The following is a 26,581-nucleotide window of genomic DNA, read 5'->3' on the forward strand; positions in this document are numbered from 1 at the left end:
TAAGGAAAGATCACTCAAAGACTTTTAAGGCAATCGGGAGCAACTCAACCCGGCATTGTTTTGATATGAAAAAATCAACAGGTTTTTGTTCAATTTTATCCGGGTTGGCAGCATTGCTCTTCCCGGCCTTACTTTCAGCACAACTAATGGATTCAAAATCGATAGTGGCGCCCGGCGCACAGGTTGAGAAACTGGGTGACGGTTACAAATTCACCGAAGGGCCCGTTGCAGACAAAAATGGCAACGTGTTTTTCACCGACCAACCAAACAACAAAATCATCCGCTGGGATGCAGAAACGAACAAATTCTCTGTTTTCTCGGACAATGCAGGCCGTGCAAACGGAATGTATTTTGATAATAAAGGAAATTTGGTAGCATGTTCGGATGAAGATAATCAGGTTTGGTCATTTGATAAAAATGGCAAACCAACGGTTTTGGTGAAAGACTATGAAGGCAAGTTGCTAAATGGCCCCAATGACCTCTGGATTGACCCGAAAGGCGGAATTTACCTCACAGACCCAATGTATAAACGCGATTACTGGAAGCGTGACCCGGCCATGCAACAGGACGGTCAGCATGTATATTACGTTAATCCCAAGACAAATAAACTCAGCCGCGTCGACGAAAAACTGAAACAGCCGAACGGCATTATCGGCACAAAAGATGGCAAAAGGCTCTTCGTTGCAGACATTGGCGATAACAAAACATACGTTTATGACATTGAGAACGACGGAAGCCTGGCCAACAGAAAACTTTTTGTTTCCAAAGGCTCAGACGGAATGATCCTCGACGCGGAAGGGAATCTTTACATTACAGGAAAAGGTGTTACGGTTTTCGATAAAACAGGTCAGCAAATCGCGCATTTTCCTATTCATGATGGCTGGACTGCTAACCTTTGTTTCGGCGGAAAAAACAATGATTTGCTTTTCATTACAGCCGAAACAGCGGTTTATGGACTGAAAATGAAGGTTAAAGGCGTGAAATGATCGGAAGGCCGGTTAAAAAAGTTCCTCCCAAAATCAAGTTCACTATGCCTCAGCAAGCTAACAACCCGTTTTTATCTCCTTATAACACCCCATTTCAGGTTCCGCCTTTTGACGAGGTGGAACCTGAACATTTTTTACCGGCCTTCGAACAAGGCATGGAAGAACAACAGAAAAACATCGCTGCCATTTATTCTAATGAAGCTGAGGCGACTTTCGAAAACACCATTGTAGCATTGGAACGCACGGGCGACTTGCTAACCCGAGTCAGTTCGGTGTTTTTTAATTTAGCGTCGGCCAATACAAATCCCGAAATTGAGGCGCTCTCAAAAGAAATTGCACCGAAATTATCTCAGCATAGCGACGACATTTTTCTCAATGCAGCTCTTTTCCAGCGCGTTAAAAAGGTTAATGATTTGCAGGACAAACTTGACCTAAATGATGCACAAAAGCGGCTTTTGGAAAAAAGATATAAAGCTTTTGTACGGAGCGGTGCAAATTTGAACGATTCGGATCAGGCAAGAATGCGGGATATTAATAAGCAGTTGTCTGTACTTACAGTTCGTTTCGCGCAAAACTTATTAGCCGAAACCAACAAATTTGAGCTGATTATTGATGATGAGTCCCAACTTTCAGGGTTACCGGACACTCTTAAAATGAATGCAGCGCAACTTGCTAAGGAAGTCGGAAAGGAAGGAAAATGGAAATTCACACTGCATCAGCCGAGCGTAATGCCCTTTCTCCAACACGCCGACAACCGGCCGCTCCGGGAAACGATTTATAAAGCATATATCAGCCGCTGCAACCGCAACGATGATCTGGACAACAAAGGAATCGTTGCCCAAGTCACGCAACTACGAGCTGAGCGGGCGAGCCTGCTGGGCTACGATTGTCATGCAGATTATGTTTTGGAAGAAAGCATGGCAAAAAAGATCACCAATGTTCATGATCTTCTGGACAGACTTTGGAAAGCCGCATTACCAGTTGCCAAGTCAGAAGCCTTGCAAATGCAGGAGTTGATGGACAAAGAAGGCGGCTCAAATAAGCTTGAAGCATGGGACTGGTTTTACTATGCAGATAAGGTTCGCAAGGAAAAATATAATTATGATGCCGAGTCGTTGAAACCCTATTTCCAGCTGGAAAATGTGCGAGCCGGGATTTTTAAGGTTGTTCAAAACCTTTACGGGCTCACGTTTACGGAAATCAGGGACATTCCAAAATACCACGAAGATGTTATTGCATATGAAGTAAGAGAGGCAAATGGGGATCTGACTGGTATTTTTTACATGGATTTTTTTACCCGCAACTCAAAAAGAGGCGGCGCCTGGATGACTTCTTATCGCAAGCAATCCATTAAAAATGGCGAGCGCACAGCTCCTATCGTCTCCATTGTGTGCAACTATGCTAAGCCAACCGGTGAAAATCCTGTTTTGCTGACAGCGGAAGAAGTGGAAACATTCTTTCACGAATTCGGGCACGCGCTGCATGGTTTGTTGTCCAATGTCGAGTTTGAAACATTATCCGGCACTTCGGTCCCCCGCGACTTTGTGGAACTGCCATCCCAGATTATGGAACATTGGGCCTTCGAACCGGAAGTCCTGAAATTTTACGCAAAACATTACCAAACCGGTGAAACAATCCCCGATGAAGCGGTGGAGAAAATGAAAAATGCGTCCAAATTCAATCAAGGCTTCGCTACGGTTGAATATCTTGCCGCCGCACTGCTCGATCTGTTTTATCACATTGCGCCAGTCGGTATGGAAATCGACTCTCAAAGTGTGGAGGAAAAGGTGATGAATGGTCGGGGCCTTATCAAACAGATTGCGCCGCGTTACCGGAGCACTTATTTCCAGCATATTTTTGCAGGCGGTTACTCGGCGGGTTATTACAGTTACATTTGGTCGGAAGTGCTGGATAGTGACGCATTTGCGGCTTTTAAGGAAGCCGGTAACATTTTTGATCCTGCGACAGCATTATCATTTCGTAAAAATATTCTGGAAAAAGGTGGAACCGTGGAGCCTCTTACGCTTTACAAAGCTTTCCGCGGAAGGACCCCGAACGAAAAATATTTACTGGAAAACAGAGGATTAGCAAAAGTGGGATAGCGGCATTTGATCCAACGTACTCAAAAAGGAGTATATACGGCAAGCGGAGGTTTTTGTCCATTGCCTATTTTACCCTTTACTATGATCAATACTTTATTACTGAAAGAGTCGTTACAAAAATCAACCAGCCCGCTGATGATGCGCTTTGTTTTTGCTGTCTCATTTCTGCTAATTTCAATTGCCGTATCCGCTCAGGAACGTATAACAATCAGCGGTTTTGTAAAGGAAAAAGGAAGCCAGGAGCAATTGCCCGGCGTTAATGTGTATATCGAGGGCACACCATATGGCGCAGTTACCAACACTTATGGCTTTTACTCGCTGACTGTTCCAATAGCTGACAGCGCAACGCTCTCCTTTTCATTTGTTGGTTACGAAAAAACGGATCTGCGCGTTAGTTTGTCAAAAAATCTTGAATTAAGCATCTTTTTGGCGACCATTAACCAGCTCGAAGAAGTGCTTGTTTCAGCGCGCCGGCAGGAAGATTATGTGAGCCGGTCGGTGCAGATGAGCCAGATTGAGATCCCGATTGCGCAATTGAAAAAAGTGCCCGCATTTTTTGGTGAAAAAGACGTTTTACGCGTGCTGCAACTCATGCCGGGCGTCCAAAAAGGGACGGAAGGACAAACCGGACTTTACGTGCGCGGTGGCGGCCCGGACCAGAACCTGATCATCCTGGATGACGCGGTTGTATACAATGCCAATCACCTTTTCGGTTTTTTTTCCATATTCAATAGCGATGCATTAAAAAGTGTGGAACTCACCAAAGGCGGATTTCCGGCACGCTATGGCGGCAGGCTTTCTTCTGTTTTGGAAATGAATATGAAAGAAGGAAGCAAAGACAAGCTGCACGGCGAAGGCGGGATCGGGCTTATATCGTCCAGACTTACGTTGGAAGGGCCTATTTCAAAAGGAAAATCCTCGTTTCTGATCTCCGGACGCAGGACTTACATTGATCTGCTGGCTTCCCCATTCATCAAGCAATCACAAAAAGGCGATGCAAGCCAGGTTAAGCCCGGCTATTATTTTTACGATCTGAATGCAAAAATGAATTACGATCTCGGCGCGAAAGACAAGCTTTATGTAAGCGGTTATTTTGGAAGGGATAAATTTTATGCAGAAGAAAAAAGCCCGGATTCCGAAACCAGGGCCGGCCTTGACTGGGGTAATGCTACGGCAACCATGCGCTGGAACCATGTGCTGAACCAAAAACTCTTCGTTAATACCTCATTTATTTTCAGCAATTTCAATTTCGGCGTTTCCAGTTATTCCAAAGACATTAACGGCGACGGGGCGACGCAGGATGAGTTTAGTCTGGAATATGATTCTCGGATCAGGGATTTCGGGCTTAAAACGGATTTTGATTTTTATCCCTCTGCCAGGCACGCGATCAGGTTTGGAGCGCAAGTTACGCAGCATAAATTTATCCCTTCGGCACTCGCCATTGAAGGTTCTTTTATAGACAATCCGATTGAAAGGTCCGTCAAGCCGATTAATACATTTGAAGCCGGAGCCTACCTGGAAGACACCTGGCAGCCATTTGAATCATTAAAAATGAATGCCGGCTTCCGGTTAAGCGCGTTTCAAACCGAAACAAAAACCTACATCCGCCCAGAACCGAGGTTTTCGGCAGCATTGAGACTCGCACAGGATTTTTCGGTAAAAGCCTCCTACGCCCAGATGAATCAATATGTGCATTTGCTTTCCAACACCGGACTGGGCCTGCCAACGGATCTTTGGGTTCCGACAACAGACCGCGTAGCGCCGCAGCAGTCGCAGCAGGTTGCGCTGGGTTTCGCCAAAGATCTGGAAAGGCCCGCACTGACATTGACCTTGGAAGGTTATTACAAAAACATGGATAACATTCTTAATTATAAAGAAGGATCGTCCTTTTTGAGCATTAATGGTGAAAATGCCAATGAATTGAGCTGGGAAGACAATGTTACCGCGGGTAAGGGCTGGTCGTACGGAGGCGAATTCTTGGTCCAAAAGAAAACAGGCAGACTTTCGGGCTGGATAGGCTACACATTATCATGGACTTACTGGAAATTCCCTGAATTGAATTTTGGAAAAACATTCTTCCCTCGCTATGACCGTCGCCACGACCTCTCTGTGGTTGGGATTTATGAACTCACCAAACGTATAACCATTTCTTCCACTTGGGTTTATGGAACAGGAAACGCATTAACATTGCCCATTGCCACCTACACGGGCGTAAGCGACAATTTTATCACCAGAATGAACCCAAATGGTAAGCCCGCCATTGGCTGGAACGGCCCTACTGTGAGTGAATACGGAGAAAAAAACAGTTTCCGAGCAGAGCCTTTTCATCGCATGGATTTCGCCATTCAGTTTCGCAAACAGAAAAAACGGCATGAACGCACCTGGGAATTTGGCGTATATAATGTTTATAACCGCAGAAACCCGTTTTTTTATGACATAGACACGGATGACACTGAGACCGGAAGCGGAGGCAACACCAAAAACACACTCAAACGTTATTCCTTGTTCCCCGTCCTCCCCTATTTCAGTTATAATTTCAAGTTCTAATTGCGCCGCCATGAAACTGCATCATATCATTGTCATACTCATTTCAATTTGTCTTTCAGCCTGCGAATCGCTGATTACGGACATTCCGGCGGATAAGTTGCCCAGGACCGAATCCAAATTGGTTGTCCAATCATTCATTTCACCGCAATCCGCACGCATTAATGTTGTGGTCACAGAATCCGTCCCGTTGTTTACAGAATCCGGAAATAACGGCGGCGTCGTAAAAAACGCGCTGGTAAAAATTTCGGACGGGACGAGGGAAATCGCTATCCCGTTTGACTCGGCAAGCACACTATATAGCATTGACAGGTCTTTGTTTCCGATTGTTGCAGGGAAAACATATTCGCTTTTTGTATCTGACGGCAAACGCGTGGCCACGGGCGTCTGCACTGTCCCGGCCGGTCAGGTCCTGGCATCTTCTTATAAGCTGGACACTTCTTTTTCGAGCAACGTTTTTGAACAGGATACGGTGTTAACGGTTCAAATGAGCTGGACAGATGCTTCCCGCGACACCAATTATTATCGCGTCCGCAGCTCCGTTGACCTCGAATACAGTGTTGCAGAAGGCACTAATGCAGAGACATTTAAAGAAAGAAGGGTTAAAAACCGCTTTAATTTTAACTGGGACGAGACCATTGGCCGCAACGATTTTCAAAGTGACGGAAATCTGGATGGCGCCGTATTTACATCACCCATAGGCCGCACCGTTTTGCCTAATGTGATCGAATATGACTATGGAAACGGCAATAAATTTACAGTTTACCCCAAAGCGAAAATTGCGATGGTTATGCTCGAAGTTTACAACACGGATGTGCATTATTTCAAATATCACAGGTCACTTGAAATGCGCGGAAGTTCGGATAATCCCTTCATCGAACCATCCTTGATCTATACAAATATCAGTGGCGGATTGGGCTGTTTTGCTGCATATAATTCGGGCCAGGTTACTTATCGTCCATAATCTCAAAACACCGCTGCATTCTACATTTTCTTAAAAAATGTGGTCAAAGCACCTCAAAATGTTCGTCTGTATTTTACGACGATTATAAGAAATCTATGCATTAATTACAGCAGGCGCAATTTACCGGAAGTCACTCCGTAAGGCATAATTTTTTCGTATATCTGGGAAAAACATCACTATCAGTTTTCAGCCAGATTCACAGCTGCCCAAGAAGGCAGTCGTATAAGGTTTCAAAACAAAAAAGACTATTAATGTCAGTGAATTGACATATAAAAGAAATCATAACCTTAAACCTATTTATTATGGACTTGCAAGGATCGGATCAGGATAAGGAACAAAAAAGACATCCTTCCAACAAAAACATGGACGAACCGGATACGCTTATTGAAACCCTTGAGGATTTACAAGCGCAAGGTTACACATACGATTTCAATATGACCGCGCACGCACTGGAATTGCATAAAGAAGATGGCATTTGCCTGACCCTTTCCCCAGAGGATTTCGACATTATTAAAGTCTACCGTTTTGAGGGAATGACGAACCCGTCGGATATGTCGATCCTTTATGCAATTGAGTCGAAAGACGGATTAAAAGGCACATTAGTAAGTAGTTACGGTGTTTATGCCGATGCGATGTCAAACGAAATGATCAAGAAGCTCGACACGCGCAGTTCGCTGATCGTGCATCATCCAGAAGAAGATGATATGGCCCACTAAGTGCATATTTTAGCCTATACCATCATTAGTTAAGATTAAGATGTTACTTTGCCATTTAGATGGCCCGGTAACATCTTTTTTAATAGCTATACAACATTATCATGAAAATCATCCTTCTTTTCAGGTTTTGCGCTTTGCTGGTGTGCACTGCTTTAATCCACGGCTGTAACGACAAAAACAATAAAACGGATGAGGCGGCTTTGCGCGGGCACTACATTAACCAGTCGTTTCTGGATGTTGTGGAAGACTCTATCCCAGGATTGATCAACACTTATTGTTATGAACTCGATTTTGTAGGCGACGACAGTGTCAAGATCTTTTATGGTTTTGAAGAAGCAATGCTGTCCTATGCAAAATCGGGAAAAAAATATGCGATCAAAAAGGCTTTGCAGGATAAGGACTTGCTTTTTTCAATTGACGAAAGTAAAAAGCTCATCCTGGAAGACAGCACCTGGAAACAATCGAACGAAAATTCCTCTTTTGCAAAAGTGGCCTCACCAAGCGGTGCGAAATGGATTTTCCCGACAGTCTTGAATGAAAAAATGCTTGCGGGTTCCTATGAAATTTTTGAAAAAGGTAAGGCGACAGGTAAAAAAGTAAGTTTTTCTGCTGAGGGCAAAGTAACGGGCATAGGCGATTTTGAATCTTTTGAGCTCTGTTTCAGCGGCGATTGTGTCGGGGAAGTTCATCCGATTTTGAACAACCTTACATTACATTCCGAAACGGCGAATGCTGTCTACGCCTTTCAGTTTAATCCAGCCAAAAAAATACTTAGCATTTATAACATTGAAGCGCCAATTAAGGACATTAAAGGCGAAAGAGGCATAAAAGACATTGCATATGAACTTCATTACTAAGCATTTGCATGAAAGAAATTTTTGAGTGGGAAAGATTCCTGATGAACGAGCTGCCTTTTAAATTTTTGGCAGAAGTGGTTGTGCGTTCGACAATCATGTTTGTATTCCTGCTCATTGCGTTGCGCGTGACAGGAAAGCGGGGCGTGAGGCAACTTTCTGTATTCGAAACGGTAATCATTATCGCCCTGGGTTCTGCTGCGGGCGACCCGATGTTTTATGAAGATGTGGGCATTATTCCCGCGCTCGTCGTCTTCACGACCATTATCGTCCTTTACCGATTTGTAACGTGGCTTACTGGAAAAAATGCCTGGTTTGAAAAGCTCATTGAAGGAAAGACCGTCTGTTTGGTTCATGAAGGCCGGTTTTCTATCAGCGCATTTAAAAAAGAAACATTAGCGCAGGACGAATTTTTCTCCGAGCTGCGTATCAAAAGCATCGAACATTTAGGACAGGTGCGCAGTGCTTACCTCGAACCATCGGGAGAAGTGAGCGTTTATTTTTATCGTGATGAAGATGTGAAATACGGCCTTCCCCTACTGCCGGATCTTTATCATACAAAGAGTAAAAAAATCTTCAAAGACGGGCTTCACGCCTGTGCTTTTTGTGGAAATGTTGAAGAATTGCCAGCGGGAACGGCCGTTTGTCCCGTTTGTAAAAGAGAGGAGTGGGTGGCCGCAATCAAAACTTTGCGATTAAGCTGATTTGAAAAAGGGCTTAAACAAGCCTGGCACGGGTATTTAGTAGGACTAACAAAATTTAAAAGCATACTATTATGCATATGGTAGAATTAACCGACGACTTAATAAAATCCGCCGAGGAGCGATCCAAGGGCCAGGCTTATCCGTTTTTTGTGAAAAATCTGAAAGCGATCGGTGTTGACAATTACGAGATCAAGGTAGGAAACCATAAACGTACTTATACATCCGTTATTGGTGACAAACTGGTGATTCCCGGTGACATTCCTGAGTTTGAATGTGCAGAAACATTCGAACTAGAATCTGTAAAAACCGCTATCAAACGCAATCAGGAAGGCATAACCGATTATCCGACATTCCTGCGTGAGATAGGCGCTGCGGGCATACACACATATGTAGCCGACCTTTCGGGCATGAAAGTAATTTATCAGGGCCCTAATTCGGAATATGAATACGAGGAGGTGATTCCGGAGGTTTAAAATGATCTTACACGCTTGCTCATTTCATGCAAATGGTCATCTGTGAAATCCAGATGAGTAACGAAGCGGACGAGGTTTTTTCCAAAAGTTACCGCTAAAATGTCCTTTTGCGCCAGTTTATTTACATAGTCAATTTCCGAAATCGCCTCAGCAAGCCTGATAATGACGATGTTGGTGTCTACTGGAAAGATTTCTTCGACTTCCGGCAAGTGCTTGAACATTTGGCCAATGGCTCTTGCCCGCGCGTGATCTTCTTTAAGTCTTTCAACATGATGATCCAGCGCATAAATACCCGCTGCCGCCAGAAAACCGGCCTGGCGCCAGCCACCGCCCATTACTTTCCGAAAACGTCTCGCTTTTTTGATCACTTCATGCGTTCCTAAAAGCAAAGATCCAACCGGACATCCCAGTCCTTTCGAAAGGCAAATACTAATGCTGTCAAATGCCTGCCCATATTCCTGTGCGCTTTCGCCGGTTTCAACCAATGCATTGAAAAGCCGCGCGCCGTCAAGGTGTAATGGAATGCTTTTATCATTACAAACCTTTTTAATCGCTTCAATTTCAGCAAAATCATAATAACAGCCACCGCCTTTGTTCATCGTATTTTCGAGCGAAACCAGGCGTGTTACCGTGGAGTGAATATCGTGTTCGGGACTGATTGCGCTTGCGACCTGCTTAGCCGTGAGCCTTCCCCGATCGCCATCGAGCAGCTTTACAGACGACAACGCATTGAGCATAATGCCGCCGCCTTCGTATAAATAAATATGTGAATATTTGTCACAAATCACATCACTGCCTGGCTGGGTGTGCACGCGGATGGCCAGTTGGTTGGTCATGGTTCCCGAAGGACAGAACAGCGCTTCTTCCATCCCGAAAAGGTTCGCAGCCTTTTCCTGCAATGCATTCACCGTCGGATCGTCACCTAATACATCGTCACCAACTTCCGCGGCCCACATGGCTTGCTGCATTTCTTTGGTTGGCTTGGTGACTGTATCGCTGCGCAGGTCAATTTTCATATTCAGACTCAGATTTTTTAATGATATGCAAAAGTATGCGCATATTGCGAAAAAATCGGGATAATGGAATTTGAAGAATATCTAAGGCTGAAAAAAATTGATCACGAGACTTTCAGCAAAGTGGACCCGGCCCGTTATGCGGAGTGGAAAGAGTTGTTTGTTACCATGCATCCCGAGAGTTTCACTGCCCAGAAAAAATTCCTGGTCAACGAAATCCGACGACGCTATCATTTGAAAGAAGACGTTTCGAGGCCCTGATAAATTAGCCTTTCATTTCCTCCATCAGTTTCATCAATATCCCAACCGTCTTTTCGGTTTGTTCTTTGCTCGGCGTCGTGTCCCAATTTCCTACGATCCCATTGCTGCCAATATAAATGCCGTCTTTCCGGGAAATGAAGTTCGCGCCTTGTGTATATAACTTGTAGTTCACGTCACTCTGCGGGATCAGGCAGGAAAGCTGGCCGGAAACCGGGGTTAATTCCTGATCATTGAATACAGGTTTTGCGCCCAATCCCATGCAATTCACCACCACTTTCTCGGGAAGTGCGTCGATATCTTCCAGCTTTTTAATCTCCTGGATTTTCACTTTGCCACCAAACATGACGAAATCCTGCAACTGATGTCTCAGATAACTAGGAATGTTGAACATTAGATTCGTGCGCCTGGTCACGTGATCAGCTTTAAACGGATGTTCTTTCGCTTCCAGCTTTACCCGCTCAGGGATTAAGCCATGAATTTCGAAATCCTCTCCACCGGCCCCGGGTGTGTAAACGGGCATTTGTTTGAAAACACCATATTCTTCCGCCCAGCAGGCAATGTCGTTCAACCCCAAAAAAAACTGGAAACGACGAAATGAAAAGCGCGTTGCTTCCTCCCAAATTGCCTTAAACTCTGGCTTAGCCACTTTTACATCGCAAACCCGTGAAGCTGGCGACCACGTTCCCGTTGCCAGGTTACTCGTAATATTCGGCGGGACGTCTTTTGTATAAATGGTCACTTCACAACCTCTTTCCTGCAGCAACCGCGCTGTTGCAATCCCAACCGTTCCGCAGCCGATCACTGCCACTTTCTTTTCATTTGTAGCCAGCACATTGTTCCGTGCAATGTTACCCGTCCCCCACGACAACGACCAGCCACTCCCGCCATGCCCGTAATTGTGCACAATGGTTTTGTTTCCCAATTGCTCCACATCCAGCCTCGGCCCCGACGCCCGAAATGGCCTCAACCCAACCGTTTCCTTCACAATGCGATCCATCGAAAGCCTTAATTTTGGGATCTGATGATAACCACGACCGATATGGAAATGTTTGTCGGGATATTGAAGTTGGGTTTTGGGAGCACAGGAAGAGGCAATGGTGCCTAATGCGAAACTTGCGGGAATTGCTTTTTCAAAAAAATTTCTACGGTTCATTGGGGACAGGCTGGAAAATGATGTTGCCGAAAATAACGAGGAACATCAATCTTTACAAATATTATATTGCATAGCTCTATACCGTCAGAACATTATTGCAGGATTTACAAATTAATACAATTATAACGCATCATTGTCATACGCAACATCGCAAATTGGATAAGGATTCAGGCATCGAAAATTTTGAAGTGAATCTGATTTAGGTAACTTTCCAATATGAACATTCAAATTATTGACACTGGATTTTTCAAACTGGACGGCGGCGCAATGTTTGGCGTGGTCCCGAAATCACTTTGGAACAGGCATAATCCGGCTGATGAAAAAAATCTTTGCACCTGGGCCATGCGCTGTCTTTTGATCGAAGATGACGGTAAGTTGATTTTAATAGACACAGGGCTGGGAGACAAGCAGGATCAGAAATTTTTCGGACATTATGATCTGCACGGCGACGCCAGCCTCATTTCCTCGATCCGAAACTGCGGTTATGACGTTACGGATATTACGGACGTCATTTTAACCCATTTGCATTTCGATCACGCAGGCGGGGCTGTGCAATACAATCAGGACAAATCGCAACTCCTTCCCACGTTCCCTAATGCCGTTTATTGGTCCAATGAATCACATTGGGAATGGGCAGTTAACCCTAATCCACGCGAAAAAGCATCGTTTTTGAAAGAGAACATTCTTCCCTTAAAGCAATCGGGGCAGCTCAAATTTATTGAGAAAAGCCAATCGCCATTTGCAAACATTGATTTCATACATGTGGACGGGCATACGGAGCAAATGATGCTGCCTGTGATTCATTATAAAGACCAAAAGATCATTTATGCTGCGGATTTATTGCCATCTTCTTACCACATTCCTTTGGCCTGGATCATGAGTTATGATATGCGGCCGCTTGTTACGATGCAGGAAAAGCGGGAAGTTTTGCAAGATGCTGCAGCTAAAAAGCACATCATATTATTTGAGCACGATCCTGTTTTTGAGGCGGCTGTGGTGGAGCATACTGAAAAAGGAATTGCAATTGGCGAGCGCGGTGCGTTGAGCGCTTTTATTGATTAATGTTATGAAAATCGGTCTGGTTTTATCAGGTGGAGGAGCGCGGGGCATTGCGCACATTGGCGCGATAAAGGCGCTGATGGAACGAGGAATCAGACCAGACATTATCAGCGGAACCAGCTCCGGTGCATTCGTCGGCGCGATGCTCGCACATGGTTACACGCCTGACGAGATCATTGAAATGATCGTTCAAACCAGCTTTTACCCCTATTTAAGGCTCGGATTCGGCGGTAATGGGCTTTTGCAAATGAAGCGGTTGGAAGCAGTGCTTTGCAAATACATTCCTGAAAATACTTTTGAATCATTGAAAATCCCCCTCGTCGTGACAGCGACCGACATTACGTCCGGCGAGGAAATCCAATTCCGCAATGGCGAGCTGGCGATTCCGGTGCTCGCATCGTGTTCCGTTCCAGGGATTTTCAGCCCCATTTATTTTCAGGGGCACGATCTGGTTGATGGTGGGGTGCTTAATAACCTGCCCGTAGAACCCATTATGCGGGAAGCCGATTTCCTGATCGGCATACATTGCAATCCATTTACCCTGGATAAACCGTTGAAAAGAACCACGGAGATTGTCTACCGAAGCCTCATCCTGGCCATGCACAGTAAAAATAAAGAGCGATTCAAGAAATGTGACCTATTGATCGAACCCGCCGAGCTAAGCAAATTCAGCCTCTTCGATTTCAGGAAAGCCGAGCAGTTGTTTGACGTGGGTTACCGCTATACGAAACGATTGTTGGAAGAAACCTGCATTAATTTTGGCTCTTCAACCTAGTAAATCGAAAGTTAAACTTTGGATTTACTAGGTTGAAGCATTATATTTGTGAATGATCCATCGGTTTATCACACAGGAAATTCAGGAAAAACTTAGTCGTTCGCCGGCTGTCGCCATATTAGGACCACGGCAAGTCGGCAAGACGACTTTGGCAAAATTTATCGCTAAATCTAATCTGGCAAGCTTTACTTATATTGATGTAGAGAATCCCCGGGACAGGGCTAAGCTAGCTGATGCTTACACATATCTGGACAACTTGAAAAATTCCTGTGTAATTATCGATGAAGTTCAACTCATGCCCGAATTGTTCTCATTTCTAAGACCACTGATCGACGAAGACAGAAGTCCAGGCAGATTTATTTTGTTAGGATCCGCTTCGCCTGCCCTGGTAAAAGGCGTTTCTGAGTCGCTTGCTGGCCGCATATCTTACACAGAATTGACGCCAGTAGGCTTGTCTGAACTTACTGAAAAGCAACAAGAAGAACATCATTGGTTCAGAGGCGGTTTCCCTGAAGCGCTTCTTGCAAATAGTGAAGTAACAGCGAAGGAATGGCTCGATGATTTTATCAGAAGTTATGTAGAAAGAGATTTGGCTTACCTTTTCGGTGTTGAACTTTCACCTGCTACGCTTCGAAACTTTTGGAGAATGCTTGCCCATTCTAATGGAAATGTTTGGAATGCCGAGGTATTTGCAAGATCACTGGGCATTACGGCACCGACCGTATTGCGATATACAGGTTTTCTGGAAGGAGGTTATATGATCCGACGATTGCAGCCCTGGTTTGTAAATGCGAAAAAACGTCTCGTTAAATCTCCCAAAGTATACATCAGGGATACCGGAATTTTACATCGCCTGCTTTTTATTGAAAGTACGGAAGATTTGTTTGGCCATCCCGGTGTTGGCGGCTCCTGGGAAGGATATGTCATTGAGCAGATTGCGCAGCGACTTTCGAAAGGACTGGAATTGTTTTATTATCGCACACAGGCTGGTGCAGAATGTGACTTGGTGCTGGTGAGGGGCATTACCCCGATCGCCTGCATTGAAATTAAATTAACCAATGCCCCTTCGGTCTCAAAAGGTTTTATTAGCTGTACAGAGGATTTAGAACCTGCGTATAAATTCATCATTACACCAAGCAGCGACACTTATACCACCTCACATTCCGTAACGGTTATTGGTTTATCCGATTTCTTAGAAACAGAACTTAGCAAAATATAACCCAGAAAGTGTCGTAACATAGATTACTGTCACTCTCCAAGCTTCTTCACCACCCACTCTCCAACCTGAACTCCCTGCTTTTGCCCGTTTTCGATGGCGTCCATGAAGTGGATTCCGCCGTAGAAGCGTGACATGCCGGATTCTTCGGCGGCAGCGATGAACGAGGGGAATTTTCTGGCTTTGAGACCAAAACGTTCTTCGACTGTGTCTGTGTATTCGAATTTGGCACCGAAATAATGGGTCAGGATTATGGCCGATGACGATGATATCACGGAGTGCCCGCTCAGATACTCGGGAAAGGGAGGTGTTTGTAAAAACGGCGTCCAGGTCGGGTCGATGTATTTGCGGATGGCTGTTTCGGGGCGGATACGGTTGCTGCGGAATTTCTCTTCCCAACACGTCATAAATCCGTCCATTAGACCAATGGCCACGGACGCATTGATCAACATTGTTTTCGAAAAATCCGTTTTGCCTTGCTTGCAGGCAATGTTCGTGATTCCCATCCAATGTGCCCCGGGAGAGATTTTCTTCATCCCGACCAGCAAATGTCCTTTATTTTCCAAAGCAAACGGGTTACAGTCCCAAAAAGCAGCCATAACACGATGCTGGGGCTCTTTTTTATCATCATAATTCAGCCTCATCAACTTGTAAAAAGCAGAATTCTTGTCTTCGGAAAAAGCAACAGGAGGCGCGGGACGAAATTGAGCAGCGGAATCGAGCGTGAATGGGCGAACGGTGTTGAAATACGGCTCCACGGGTGGGAAATAGCCCGGAGGCGTCGGATACCAGGTCCCCGGCGTTTTTTCAGGCTCGTATCGTGGAAAATTGCTGATAAGATTATATTTATCCGCTTTGGCATATTTAAGGATCTGCTTGCTGATCGCCACTGCATATTCCTGCGAGCCGGCAATAACTTCCTCGCTTACGCCCTCATTTCTGCATGAATCCAAAAGTTTGGCTTGATAAGTCTGCAAAAGTGCGCCGGATGGCTGCATTTTTTTGGCCGTTTCCAACATGGCGAGCACGGCGCTGAGCTGGTAAGAAAAAGTCGAAACCTCCGGCTTGGTCATTTGCGGATAATCATTCAAAATGCCGTGCATGCTTTTGTAAGCCGAATCATTTTGTGAAACCACTTCGTAGCCTGCGAGACAAGCGTAGGCAAAAAACCTGGCACTTAATGGCGGATTGGTCACGTCATGGATCATTATGTCCGTCATTTGCAATGTCACATTCCCAATTGCATCCGGACTAATATTTGGAGATTCCTTCTTACAGCTTGCAAACAGGCAAATCACTGCAATGAACAGCCAGCCCTTATTGAACTTTACCAATTTGATATGCTTTAATTTCCTGTTGATTTATCCCGAATAAAAGCTTGTCGCCCACGGGCAGCACACTTCTTACGTCTCCCTTCAAATTGAAACCGGACCGGTCCTGCTTGATGTAGGCAAACCCGCCCTTGCCATTTCCCTTTAATAAAACGCCAAAATTCGCGTCATACTTACCAAATCGCAACCGCGCCTTACTTACATTGCCGCAGAGCAGCAAGTCCTTATTGCCATCCTTATCAAAATCAACGGCTGTAATGGTGTAAACGGGTGAAATTTGGCTTTGGAATGGAAGCGGCCTTTCAGCAAACTTACCATTGGCGCCTTGCTCAAAATATGCCGTCTTCAAATAGTTAGCCTTCAATTCTTTCGCTCCTTCAAGTTCGTCTGCGGTGAAAATCTCTTTTACGGTTGCATCTGCGTAGGTTTTGTAATCCTGAAACCGCGTCCGCATAATGCTCATCTGATCCAGCATTTCGTCGCGCGTTACATACGGATAACTTTTGCCCTGAATGTAAAAACTCATAATCGGGTCGATGGAGCCGTTGTCATCGAAGTCTTTATATATCATTTCAACAGGCTCTGCGTCGCTGGCTTTGCATTGACTGTTCAATCCCAAATTCCCAATGACCAGGTCGTCCTTACCGTCGCCATTCAGGTCGGTCAGCAATAATTTATTCCACCAACCGCTGTATTGTTTATCAAAATATGTGCTGGTTTTGTTTTCCAGCTTGCCATTAACATTAATGTAAACCGTTATCGGCATCCATTCACCCACGACGATCAGATCAGGCTTTTTGTCACCATTCAGATCCGTCCAGGCTGCATCCGTTACCAGGCCAATGTTTGCCAGCTCCGCAGAAAGGTTTGCCGTTTGATCAGAGAATTTCCCGGACCCATCATTGATTAAAACGTAGCTTCGCGGCGTTTCGGGATAACGGCCAGGGATTACCCGACCGCCTACGAACAGGTCGGGCTTGTTGTCTCCGTTCACGTCTGCAACGCGCACGCAGCTTGTGCTGGTGATCATTTTAGGCAATGCACCCGCGCTTTTGGAAAAATTACCTTTGCCATCATTTAAATATAAACGGCTCTGCAACAACGGATCTTCGGGCATGAATGTGGCATAACCGCCGCTGCCAACAAAGAGGTCCTGGAATCCGTCGCCATTGGCGTCAAAAAAAACCGCATCTGTATCATCACTTTGCTTATCCGCTTCAAATGCTGGCATCGGTTTGCTTGTAAAAGTGCCGCCTTTTTGCTGCAAATAAAGCTTACCTGCTTCGCCCGAGCCGCCTCCTGCGAATATATCTTCCAACCCATCCCCATTCACATCGCCTTTTATTAAGCATGGACCGGAGAAAGAAATCGGGTTAATAAGCAGTGGCTGCCGCTTGAAATCATTCGTAGTGCTCGCCTTTCCGTTGTACGCAATGGGCGATTGAACGACATTATAAAGCGGGTTGGCCGTTTCCATTCCTGGTTTAACCACTTTCGCATTCTTTTCTGCTAATGTCAAAAGCGCATTAACCTTGGGGTTGATCACACTTTCGCGTTTTCCGCTGAGCCAGACAATTTGCAGGGAATCAATGTTTTCTTTTCCCAAACCAAAATGCAAAACCGGTGAGACGCTCGACTGGTAACCGCGCGTGGGCATTTGTTCCAGATATTGTTTTTGCCCTTTGTTATAAATGGTCACCTTCGCTCCTATCCCAAACTTATTGGCGCCGTCTCCTTCCAGTTTTATTTTCAAATAGTTGTTTTTCAACAACTTCTCTCCATCGTTTTGATAAATAAATGCAGGCTTGTTAATGTTGTTGACGATCAGATCCAGATCACCGTCATTGTCCAGATCCGAGTACGCTGCGCCGCCACTGTTTGAAATTTCCCCCAATCCCCAGTTATCTGCAACATTAGTAAAGGTCAAATCTTTTTTATTCTGAAAGAGATAATTTTTCATGTTGGAAGATGGCATTTGATACACCATATTGAGCACATCTTCGCGTTTCACCTGCCCTTCGATGCGTTTCAAATGGTCGCCCATGAACTTTACAAAGTCCATATTTGTGAAATCGCGGAGGTTGCCGTTGGTGATGAAAAGGTCTTTCCAGCCATCATTATCGTAGTCCGCAAAAAGCGATGCCCAGCTCCAATCGGTGTTGGAAACGCCGGACAATTGCCCTACTTCCGAGAAAACCGGCACCTTGCTCTTGCCTCCCTGCCCTTGGTTCAATTGCAGCATATTCCGCATATACTGATGATGGAATCCCATTTTTACATTAAAATCAAAGAGCTCATAGTTATCCAGGCCGGCCAGCAATTTTTGTCTGCGGTTGTCTTCGGGCAACATATCGAGTGTAAAAATGTCGGGCAAACCATCGTTATTGAAGTCGGCAATGTCATTACCCATGGATGAATGAGATGTGTGCCCGATAGATGCATTGAGCGCGTCGGTAAAAGTGCCGTTTTTGTTGTTGATATATAAGAAATCGGGAACAGAATAGTCGTTTGAAATATACATATCCTGCCAGCCGTCTTGGTTTACGTCAGCAATGCCTATGCCCAGGCCGTAAGTCAGCGGTGAACTCTGGATGCCTGCTTTTTTGGTAATGTCTGTAAAATAAGGTGTTCCGTCAGCTTTGGGATCATTTTTAAAAAACCGCACTCCGGTTAGCGGATCGTCTTTTTTGAGTATATCTGCTGTGCTGGCTTCGTCCAGGATGGGAAGCGATTTGGGATTGTGATTCAATAAAAACATATCCATATCGCCATCCTTGTCAAAATCGAAGAATGCGGCTTGTGTGCTGTTACTTGGGGCGCCGAGACCATACTTTTCAGCTGATTCTTCAAATTGAGGAATGCCGTTTGCATCGTTCCCTTTATTTATAAAAAGCTGACCTTTAAGACTTTCGGGCGAAACATTCCCTGAATAACTAACGTAAATATCCAGCTTACCGTCGCCGTTTACGTCTGCCAGCGTAACCCCCGTTTTCCATGGCCTTTCCCGGCCACCGACGCCGGCGGTTGCTGTAATATCTTCAAAAGCCATCTGGCCTTTATTGAGATACAGCTTGTTGGGCACCATGTTTCCGGTGAAATAAATATCGTCCAGCCCATCGCCGTTCAGGTCGCCTGCTGCCACACCGCCGCCATTGTAAAAATATTCGTACATCAACACATTGGTATTCAAGCCTTCTGTTAATGTGTTTGCAAAATCGATTTTGGTTTTTTCGGCAGGTAACAGGGTGAACAAAGGCGTCTGGGTTTTCCCGTCTTTCGGATTATCGGAATCTTTGGATTTGTTGCATCCCAGAAAACCAAGACTGATTGCCAGCACGATAATTCCTGGGGTCCAGGATTTTATTCGCTTCATAATAGGGGCCACGAAGGTTGAACTGTATAAAAAAGAAACTATGCCTTCATAACGAAGACATAGTTCCACAAATTTACTAATAAAGCGAGGACTAACTATTTATCATAACCTGGATTCTGCGCCAGCTTTGAGTTTCTGTTAATCTCATCACGGCTGAACGGACGGAAATACATTTTATCAACCCAGGTGCGGTTTTCGTGAGATTTCTCAACAACCGGCGTGTAGGTGTAAGTATAAACGTCAGTATCGTAATGATATGGCTCTTTCATAGACTTACCCGCTTTGAATTTGCCTAACACGTTAATGTATTCCAATGGGCGACCTAATGTTTCTTTGGCGATCATCCAGCGGCGGGCGTCATGGTAACGTTGCTCTTCGTAAGCCATTTCGATCCTTCTTTCGTGCCGATAGGCTTCTTTCAACGCTGCGCCGGTCACTTTCAATGCTGGCATACCTGCGCGGAAGCGGATTTTATTAAGCCATGCCAATGCTTCGGCATCCTGACCCAGTTCAATGCTTGCTTCAATGTAGTTGAAAACAACTTCAGTGCTGCGGATAAACGGCCATGGAATGTTCTGACGGTCGGTGTTATCGTACAATGCAGGGTTTGGATCAATGAATTTGCGCATGTAATAACCTGTGCGGCTTCCGTTCCAGTCTTCGATTGAGCTGCTGCGTGTATCCAATCCTTTGCGGTTGATCAATGCTCCTTTGTCGTCCAAAAGATCATATGCTCCGGTTTGAATCTGATTTGCAGGATCTTTCGCATCCGATGGGCGTGGTTTCCAGTCTGCGCCATCATACATCACAGTTGCGTAGAAACGAGGATCGCGGTTTTTGTAAGGAGCGGCAGCATTGGCAGGGTTTGTCCATTTAAACTGCGTTCCGTCCATCAGTTCATAATCGTCAACCAACGTTCCGATCGGCGTGTTGCCGGCCCAGTTGTGGTAACCATTAGGACCATTGTTCAAACCTGTCTGACGTGCACCTTCGCCCAAACTTGGCGTAAAATAGCGCCCAAAAAGGATCTCGCTCGCTGCGGATGGATCCAGTGTTTTATCCGCGCTTGCACCAGCCATTGCTATGGAGATGTAGTTCAATCTTCCTTCATTAGCCGTAGCAGGTGCGGTAAGGTTCATTTTATAAGCACCATTGTTACCGTCCAGCACCACTTTTGCAGCAGCCTGGGCAGCTGTCCAGCGCGCCTTGCGGTCGCCTGAGACATAGCCAAGAAATTCAGGATTTGGAAAAGCAGCCAAAACCGTAGATTTCGCTTTCATAGTTGGCACGTCGTGCAGATCACTCGCAGCATAAAGCAATACCCTCGATTTAAGCGCTTGTGCAGCCAATTTTGACGCGCGGCCTTTTACCAATGTCTTGCCATCAAGCAGCAAAGCAGCGCTATCCAGGTCACTCACGATTAGCTGAACACATTCATCCCAGGTGTTGCGGGGTACGGTGTAATCTTCGTTTAGCGCATACACTTTTTTAATGATAGGCACAGCACCGTAATAGCGCACCAGTTGCTGATAGTAATAAGCCCTAAGAAAATAAGCTTCTCCTTTCAGACGTGCTTTCAGTGTTTCGTCCGTAAAAGTCGCGGTCTGCAAGTTTGTAATAGCCAGGTTGGAAGCGCGGATGTAAGTGTACATCTGTCCCCAGCCGTACGTTGCGTCAACCCATCCCAGGTTAGAAGGGCTTAAACTGCCTTCATTAACCGTGTTAATGTTACGTCCGGTGTGGGTAAATACAGCTTCATCGGTCAGCGAAGCAAGCATTTGCTCACTAAATCCTCCCTGCTGAAGTCCTGCATAAATCCCTGTCACAAAGCCTTCTGCCAATGGTCCCTCTTTCCATGCTTCTTCACTTGGAATTTCGGTCGGTGGGGTCACATCCAGGAAATCTGTGTCGCAGGACGATAATCCAGCCGCGGTCAGCAGCGTAATTAAGATTATACTTTTATATTTCAATTTCATATTTGTTGTCTTTAAAATGCTACACGTAGACCGGCATTGATAATTCTTGCCTGTGGATAGTATTGACCACTGGTGTTAGTGGATTCCGGATCCCAAACTTTGATCTTGTCAAATGTGAACAGGTTTAATCCGTTTACATAAAGACGGAACTTGCTCAAACCGATTTTCGAACCAAGCTCAGATGGCAGGTTATAGCCCAGCTCAATGTTCTTCACACGCAGGTAATTATTGCTTTTCAGGAAGTAGTTGTTGATACCAGCTTGTCCTGTGTTGGTATAATACCGGTTGTTACGGTTGGTCAAACGTGGATATTCGCTCGTTGGGTTATCGATTGTCCAACGGTGATCGAAGTCATATTTTAAGTAGTTACCAATGTCACCAGACTCAGTAAGACCCACAATCTGTAACCCTCCTAACGTTCCCTGGAACAATACCGAAAGGTCAAATGCTTTATAACCAAGGTTGATAGAAGCACCACCCGTGAAATATGGACGCTGTACTTTTTCAGTTCTCAAACGGTCATCAGCGCTGATTTTTCCGTCGCCATTCACGTCTTTGAACTTCATGTCACCAGGTCTCAGGTTACCTGTGATCGGTGAGTAATCAAGCTTGTTGGCATCAATTTCACCTTGATCTTTAAATGCTCCGTCGAATTGGTAAACAAGGAATGAGTTGTACGGCATTCCGGTTGAACGCTGATACGAAGGTGCACCCGGCGTTTCATCCCAGTATTTGATCTGATTTTTAGCATAACCACCATTCACGCTCACAGAGTAATTGAAGTCACTCGCATTGCCATCATAGCTCAGTTTAAACTCCCAGCCTTTGTTTTGCAATTTACCAAGGTTTTGAGGAGGAAGCTTTCCGTCGATACCAGCAGAAGAAGGCGTTGAACCTGCTTTCGGGATCAGGATATTTGAACGGTTGTTTATAAAATAATCAAATTCAAATGCAAGCTTATCGTTCAGCAATGTTCCCTCGATACCGAAGTTTGAGTTGTTGGCAACCTCCCAGGTAAAGTCTCTGTTGGCAACACGTGCTTCAAGCAAAGTTTTGGCCACCTGATCATTGATAATGTAGCTACCAAAGCCCATTGTCGACAGATATTGATATTCTGCGAGAGTTTCAGTTCCAAGAAAATAAGGTTCAGCACCCATTTGACCCCATGAACCGCGAAGTTTCACGTTATCAACAAATCGCGAAACACTATTTTTCCAAAAAGCTTCCTCTGATATGCGCCATCCGGCCGAAACCCCCGGGAAGAAACCGAAACGGCCTTCTTTTGGAAACACGTAAGAACCATCCACACGCCACAGGAACTCAGCAAGATACTTTTCTTTGAAGTTGTAACCTGCGCGTCCAAAATAGCTCAAACGGGCACGTGAAAACAGATCGCCGTTGTTTGTTCCTGAATTACCAATGTTCTGCTCAGGCGTTCCACCCGCAAAAAGCTGGTCCACAACAGGAGAAATATAGTAACGACGGAATGCAAAAAACCCGTCACCGTCCACTTTTTCACGTTGTACACCCGCCATTACATTGAAGTTGTGCGAGCCAACTGACTTTTCGTAAGAAATCTGGCCGGTCAACTGGATAGACAATTCCTGGTAAGAAGCCTCGGTTAAACGTGGATCTTTGAAAGTAGAACGAACTGTTCCTGTCAACACAGGCGTTGTGCCATCAGCCTCGTAAGTTTTCTTATCCCAGAAATACAATGTCCAGGGCGTTTCGAAGTTTTTCTGACGGCGGATTTGCTTATCCAATGCTGCCATTGTGTTGATTTTCAATCCAGGAACACCAGGGATCAAGATTTCAAGACCACCATTTGTTTGGATATAATCTCTTCTGTCGCGCTCGTAACCTGTCGTATTGGTTGTGATAACCGCAGGGTTTTGACCGTTTTCAATGTCAGGGCCCGCTTTTCCGTTTGGCCAGATTGCGATTTCCGTTGGCTTCCCGCGCATCAGCATACGGAAGATCGGACCTGCATCATTTCCACCACTTGGGTAATTACGATCTTCTTCACGCAATGTCAGGCCTACGTTTGCAGAAATATACTTATTGATCTTTGTATCCAAATTGATACGCATATCATATTGCTTGTAAGCAGTTGCCGTATTTTTGTAGTAACCTTCCTGGTTGATATAACCCAAAGAAGCCAGATACTTAATGTTCTCGCTGCCACCTGTCAATTGCAGATTGTGGCGTTGCTGCGGCGCCCACTTACGGATCACCGAACCATACCAGTCTGTATTCGGGTGCAAAAGCGGATCGGTTCCATCTGCGAATTTCTTCATGTCATCCGGATTGAACACAGCATTGATCACGTTTCCGTTATCCTGTCTTTTGTAAGAACCTGCTGTATTAAAGGCTGTTAATGCATTGCCCCATTCTCCAACCGGAAGGTTATCATAAATTTGCAATTCGTTCCGGATCGTTGCATACTCCTGAGCGTTAGACATTTCAGGCGTTCTGGTTGGCTGAGATGCGCCGAAGTTCATGTCGTAAGACAATTGCGGCTTGCCTGTTTTTCCACGCTTGGTTGTAATCAGGATTACACCGTTACCCGCACGCGAACCGTAAATGGCAGCAGCAGCATCTTTCAAAACGGAAATACTTTCGATATCGGCTGGATTGATACGGTCCAAACCACCGCTACGGTTGGGAACACCGTCCACAACGATCAACGCATTGCTGTTACCCAGTGAGTTAGTTCCCCGGATACGAATGGCAGAACCATCATTTCCAGGTTCACCGCTCGCCTGAACTGCTGAAATACCAGGCAGACGACCGCCCAGCGTGTTGGACAAGTTAGCGGCAGGTGCTTTTTCAAGTTCTGCTCCTTTTACGGCTGTAACCGAACCGGTCAGCGTCGCTTTTTTAGCTGTACCATAACCCACAACGACCACTTCGGTTAGTGCCTTGGTGTCTGAAATAAGTTTGATGTCAATATTAGATTTGCTGCCAACAGGAATTTCCTGAGTCAGGTAACCGATAAATGAAAAGACCAATGTGCCTTGTTTGTCCGCAGCGACGGAGTACACACCCTCATTATCGGTTACAGTGCCGGCGGTGGTTCCTTTTACCACGACACTCACGCCTGGTAAGGCCACTCCTTGATCATCTTTAACTGTTCCTTTAACCACATTCTGGGCAAATGCACCTATTACTGTGATCAGGACCAGCAAAAGAGAAGAAACATAACGTGATTTGGCACGAAATGTCCATCCAGTAGAAATTCTCATAGATTGAAATTTGGTTTAATAGTAGGAATAAAAAAAGTTGCTTAACCGTATAAGCACGGAACGTAGAGTCAACCTGCGGTTTCGATGGAAACCAGGCAATAGAGAAGTAAAGGATTTGGAATGGAAAGTATTTACATAGGTTCGCTTTAAAGTTTTGGTGAGTTAGGGTAATGTTTTGTTAAGCTTTTTCTCGGTGTAAATTGTACACAATTCGCTTCGTCATCCTGGGAAAACTCATTGGATAAGCTTCGAATTTTTTGATTTACTCGTTCGATTGTACAAAAAGATATTAAATATTTTACAAAAGAAAGGATTCTTATTTTTAGTCTATGCATTCTACGAAAATAACAATTTTTCGCACTCCAAATTTGAATAATTATAAAATTGTATACTAAAAGTTACATATTATGACTCCAAAATGTGATGTATGTTTACTAACTTCGCGATATAGTAATGTTGTAATTGTTACCTACTGTCTACATAATGAAATTCCGTTTACTCTCCCTGATATGTATCTCGCTTGCCTTCGGTTGTACTAAAAATGTGTCACCGGATGAATACAATGCCAAAGCAGCTGACCCGACAATTTTTCATGAAACGGCCACGCATCTCACCGATGTCATCATCCATGACATTTTCAAACCGCCTGTTGCAAGCCGCATCTATAGTTACTCTTTTTTGGCCGCCTATGAGGCACTTGTGCCTGGATATCCTGAATATCAATCGCTTGGAGGCCAGCTTGTAAAGTTTACCATGCCACCGAAACCAGACTCCTCTCTTGCTTACTGTTACCCGCTGGCGAGTATAAAGGCATTTGCTACGGTGGGCCGGACGCTTACTTTCTCCGGAAATATGTGGGATGACTATGAAAAAGGCCTTTTTGAAAAATATCGCAAAATGGGTATTCCGGATGACGTTTTCGAACGCTCAACTGCATACGGAGATTCTGTGGCCAAGCACGTGCTCGCATATTCTGCAAAAGATCATTATAAAGAGATACGCGGTTATCGATATACGGTTACAAATGCGCCCGGGACCTGGGTGCCCACGCCGCCTGCTTATGCAGATGCTTGCGAGCCAATGTGGAATACGGTGAGGACATTTGCGCTGGATTCGGTAACACAGTTCCGCTGCCCGCCCCCGGCCAAATACGACCTTGATAAAAAGAGCAAGTTTATGGATCTGGCGATGGAAGTTTACAACACCGGCAAGACATTAACAGACGAACAAAAGGCAACGGCTTATTTTTGGGACGACAATGCTTTTGTAACTAATGTCGTAGGCCATGCCATGTTTGCCAATAAAAAGATGACTCCCGCAGGACATTGGCTGGCGATCATCAGGACTGTGGCGACGGATAAAAAACTGGATTTAATGCGCTCCACGGAAGCGTATACATTGGGTGCATTATCCCTTTTCGATGCGTTTTCAGCTTGCTGGGACGAGAAATACAGAACAGTGCGGATCCGGCCAGAGACGGTCATCAATAATAATTGGGACCCAAACTGGCGACCATTCCTTGAAACACCGGCTTTCCCGGAATACGTAAGTGGCCACAGTTCAATTTCAGCTGCTTGCGGAACTGTGTTGACACATTTGATCGGGGACAATGTGGCATTCACCGACACAACTGAAAAGAAATACGGACACGGCATTAAGTCCTTCAAATCATTTAAAGAGGCTTATTGGGATGCATCCATAAGCCGCGTTTACGGCGGCATACATTACCGCGATGGCGTTGAACAAGGCACTTACCTGGGCGAAAAAGTGGGTGAGAATGTTTGGAGGCGCGCCGTTACCAAAAAAGGCCGGCACGAAATCGCTGCCAACTAACCC

19 protein-coding genes are annotated in these 26,581 nt (G+C 45.2%); 13 read left to right on the plus strand and 6 right to left on the minus strand.

All coding sequences use genetic code 11. From position 1 onward, the window contains the following. Positions 1–65: 65 nt before the first annotated feature. The 8 genes from B5X68_RS05785 (at position 66) to B5X68_RS05820 (ending at position 9,343) form a co-directional block, all read left to right on the plus strand. A complete protein-coding gene (locus B5X68_RS05785) occupies positions 66–986 on the plus strand; it encodes an SMP-30/gluconolactonase/LRE family protein (RefSeq protein ID WP_082213667.1) in 921 nt (306 codons plus the stop codon). Between the two features lie 44 nt (positions 987–1,030). Further along, entirely contained in the window at positions 1,031–3,088 is a 2,058-nt protein-coding gene (locus tag B5X68_RS05790; RefSeq protein ID WP_229208289.1) for a M3 family metallopeptidase, read from the plus strand. A 138-nt stretch (positions 3,089–3,226) separates the two neighbouring features. Beyond that, positions 3,227–5,635: a TonB-dependent receptor gene (locus B5X68_RS05795; RefSeq protein ID WP_082214020.1), complete on the plus strand. Its 2,409-nt coding sequence runs from the start codon at positions 3,227–3,229 to the stop codon at positions 5,633–5,635. 10 nt (positions 5,636–5,645) lie between these two features. Then, positions 5,646–6,596 carry a DUF4249 domain-containing protein gene (locus tag B5X68_RS05800; protein WP_082213669.1) on the plus strand — a complete coding sequence of 317 codons (951 nt, stop codon included), beginning with the start codon at positions 5,646–5,648 and terminating at the stop codon, positions 6,594–6,596. A gap of 302 nt (positions 6,597–6,898) precedes the next feature. Continuing rightward, entirely contained in the window at positions 6,899–7,312 is a 414-nt protein-coding gene (locus B5X68_RS05805) for a hypothetical protein (RefSeq protein ID WP_082213670.1), read from the plus strand. A 101-nt stretch (positions 7,313–7,413) separates the two neighbouring features. Beyond that, on the plus strand, positions 7,414–8,169 hold the full coding sequence (locus tag B5X68_RS05810; RefSeq protein ID WP_082213671.1) for a hypothetical protein: 756 nt from the start codon (positions 7,414–7,416) through the stop codon (positions 8,167–8,169). Positions 8,170–8,177: 8 nt separating this feature from the next. Beyond that, positions 8,178–8,870: a DUF421 domain-containing protein gene (locus tag B5X68_RS05815; RefSeq protein ID WP_082213672.1), complete on the plus strand. Its 693-nt coding sequence runs from the start codon at positions 8,178–8,180 to the stop codon at positions 8,868–8,870. Positions 8,871–8,947: 77 nt separating this feature from the next. Further along, the gene (locus B5X68_RS05820) at positions 8,948–9,343 is read left to right on the plus strand and encodes a DUF1398 family protein (protein WP_229208290.1); all 396 of its coding nucleotides are present in this window, start codon (positions 8,948–8,950) and stop codon (positions 9,341–9,343) included. On the opposite strand, the gene B5X68_RS05825 is transcribed toward B5X68_RS05820, so the two are convergent. Then, complete coding sequence (locus tag B5X68_RS05825) at positions 9,340–10,359, minus strand: threonine aldolase family protein (protein ID WP_082213674.1); 1,020 nt, start codon at positions 10,357–10,359, stop codon at positions 9,340–9,342. The two genes, B5X68_RS05820 and B5X68_RS05825, sit on opposite strands and share 4 nt — an antisense overlap. A 63-nt stretch (positions 10,360–10,422) precedes the next feature. On the opposite strand from B5X68_RS05825, the gene B5X68_RS05830 reads away from it, so the two are divergent. After that, positions 10,423–10,617, plus strand: coding sequence for a hypothetical protein (locus B5X68_RS05830; RefSeq protein WP_082213675.1), 195 nt, complete (start codon positions 10,423–10,425; stop codon positions 10,615–10,617). Between the two features lie 4 nt (positions 10,618–10,621). Here the strand turns inward: B5X68_RS05830 and B5X68_RS05835 are convergent, their stop codons facing one another. Then, complete coding sequence (locus B5X68_RS05835) at positions 10,622–11,770, minus strand: FAD-dependent oxidoreductase (protein WP_082213676.1); 1,149 nt, start codon at positions 11,768–11,770, stop codon at positions 10,622–10,624. A gap of 216 nt (positions 11,771–11,986) precedes the next feature. Between B5X68_RS05835 and B5X68_RS05840 the strand changes: the two genes are divergently transcribed. From B5X68_RS05840 to B5X68_RS05850, 3 genes are read left to right on the plus strand one after another with little or no spacing between them, the layout of a single operon-like run. Beyond that, positions 11,987–12,832, plus strand: coding sequence for an MBL fold metallo-hydrolase (locus B5X68_RS05840; RefSeq protein WP_082213677.1), 846 nt, complete (start codon positions 11,987–11,989; stop codon positions 12,830–12,832). A 4-nt stretch (positions 12,833–12,836) separates the two neighbouring features. Then, the gene (locus tag B5X68_RS05845) at positions 12,837–13,604 is read left to right on the plus strand and encodes a patatin-like phospholipase family protein (RefSeq protein ID WP_082213678.1); all 768 of its coding nucleotides are present in this window, start codon (positions 12,837–12,839) and stop codon (positions 13,602–13,604) included. 52 nt (positions 13,605–13,656) lie between these two features. Continuing rightward, the gene (locus B5X68_RS05850; RefSeq protein WP_082213679.1) at positions 13,657–14,823 is read left to right on the plus strand and encodes an ATP-binding protein; all 1,167 of its coding nucleotides are present in this window, start codon (positions 13,657–13,659) and stop codon (positions 14,821–14,823) included. 29 nt (positions 14,824–14,852) lie between these two features. Here B5X68_RS05850 and B5X68_RS05855 read toward each other — a convergent pair whose 3' ends face one another. From B5X68_RS05855 to B5X68_RS05870, 4 genes are all read right to left on the minus strand, one after another. Further along, positions 14,853–16,154, minus strand: coding sequence for a vanadium-dependent haloperoxidase (locus B5X68_RS05855; RefSeq protein WP_229208291.1), 1,302 nt, complete (start codon positions 16,152–16,154; stop codon positions 14,853–14,855). Next, complete coding sequence (locus B5X68_RS05860) at positions 16,138–19,524, minus strand: VCBS repeat-containing protein (RefSeq protein ID WP_082213680.1); 3,387 nt, start codon at positions 19,522–19,524, stop codon at positions 16,138–16,140. Before B5X68_RS05860 ends, B5X68_RS05855 begins: the two co-directional genes overlap by 17 nt. 95 nt (positions 19,525–19,619) lie before the next feature. Continuing rightward, positions 19,620–21,500 carry a RagB/SusD family nutrient uptake outer membrane protein gene (locus B5X68_RS05865; RefSeq protein WP_082213681.1) on the minus strand — a complete coding sequence of 627 codons (1,881 nt, stop codon included), beginning with the start codon at positions 21,498–21,500 and terminating at the stop codon, positions 19,620–19,622. 11 nt (positions 21,501–21,511) lie between these two features. Next, positions 21,512–24,745, minus strand: a complete 3,234-nt coding sequence (locus B5X68_RS05870) for a SusC/RagA family TonB-linked outer membrane protein (RefSeq protein WP_082213682.1) — start codon at positions 24,743–24,745, stop codon at positions 21,512–21,514. A gap of 483 nt (positions 24,746–25,228) precedes the next feature. Here B5X68_RS05870 and B5X68_RS05875 point away from each other — a divergent pair, with 483 nt between their 5' ends. Next, positions 25,229–26,578, plus strand: a complete 1,350-nt coding sequence (locus B5X68_RS05875; protein WP_082213683.1) for a vanadium-dependent haloperoxidase — start codon at positions 25,229–25,231, stop codon at positions 26,576–26,578. Positions 26,579–26,581: the final 3 nt, after the last annotated feature.

Origin of the sequence: Dyadobacter psychrophilus (genome assembly GCF_900167945.1) — a bacterium.
Taxonomy (GTDB): Bacteria; Bacteroidota; Bacteroidia; order Cytophagales; family Spirosomataceae; genus Dyadobacter; species Dyadobacter psychrophilus.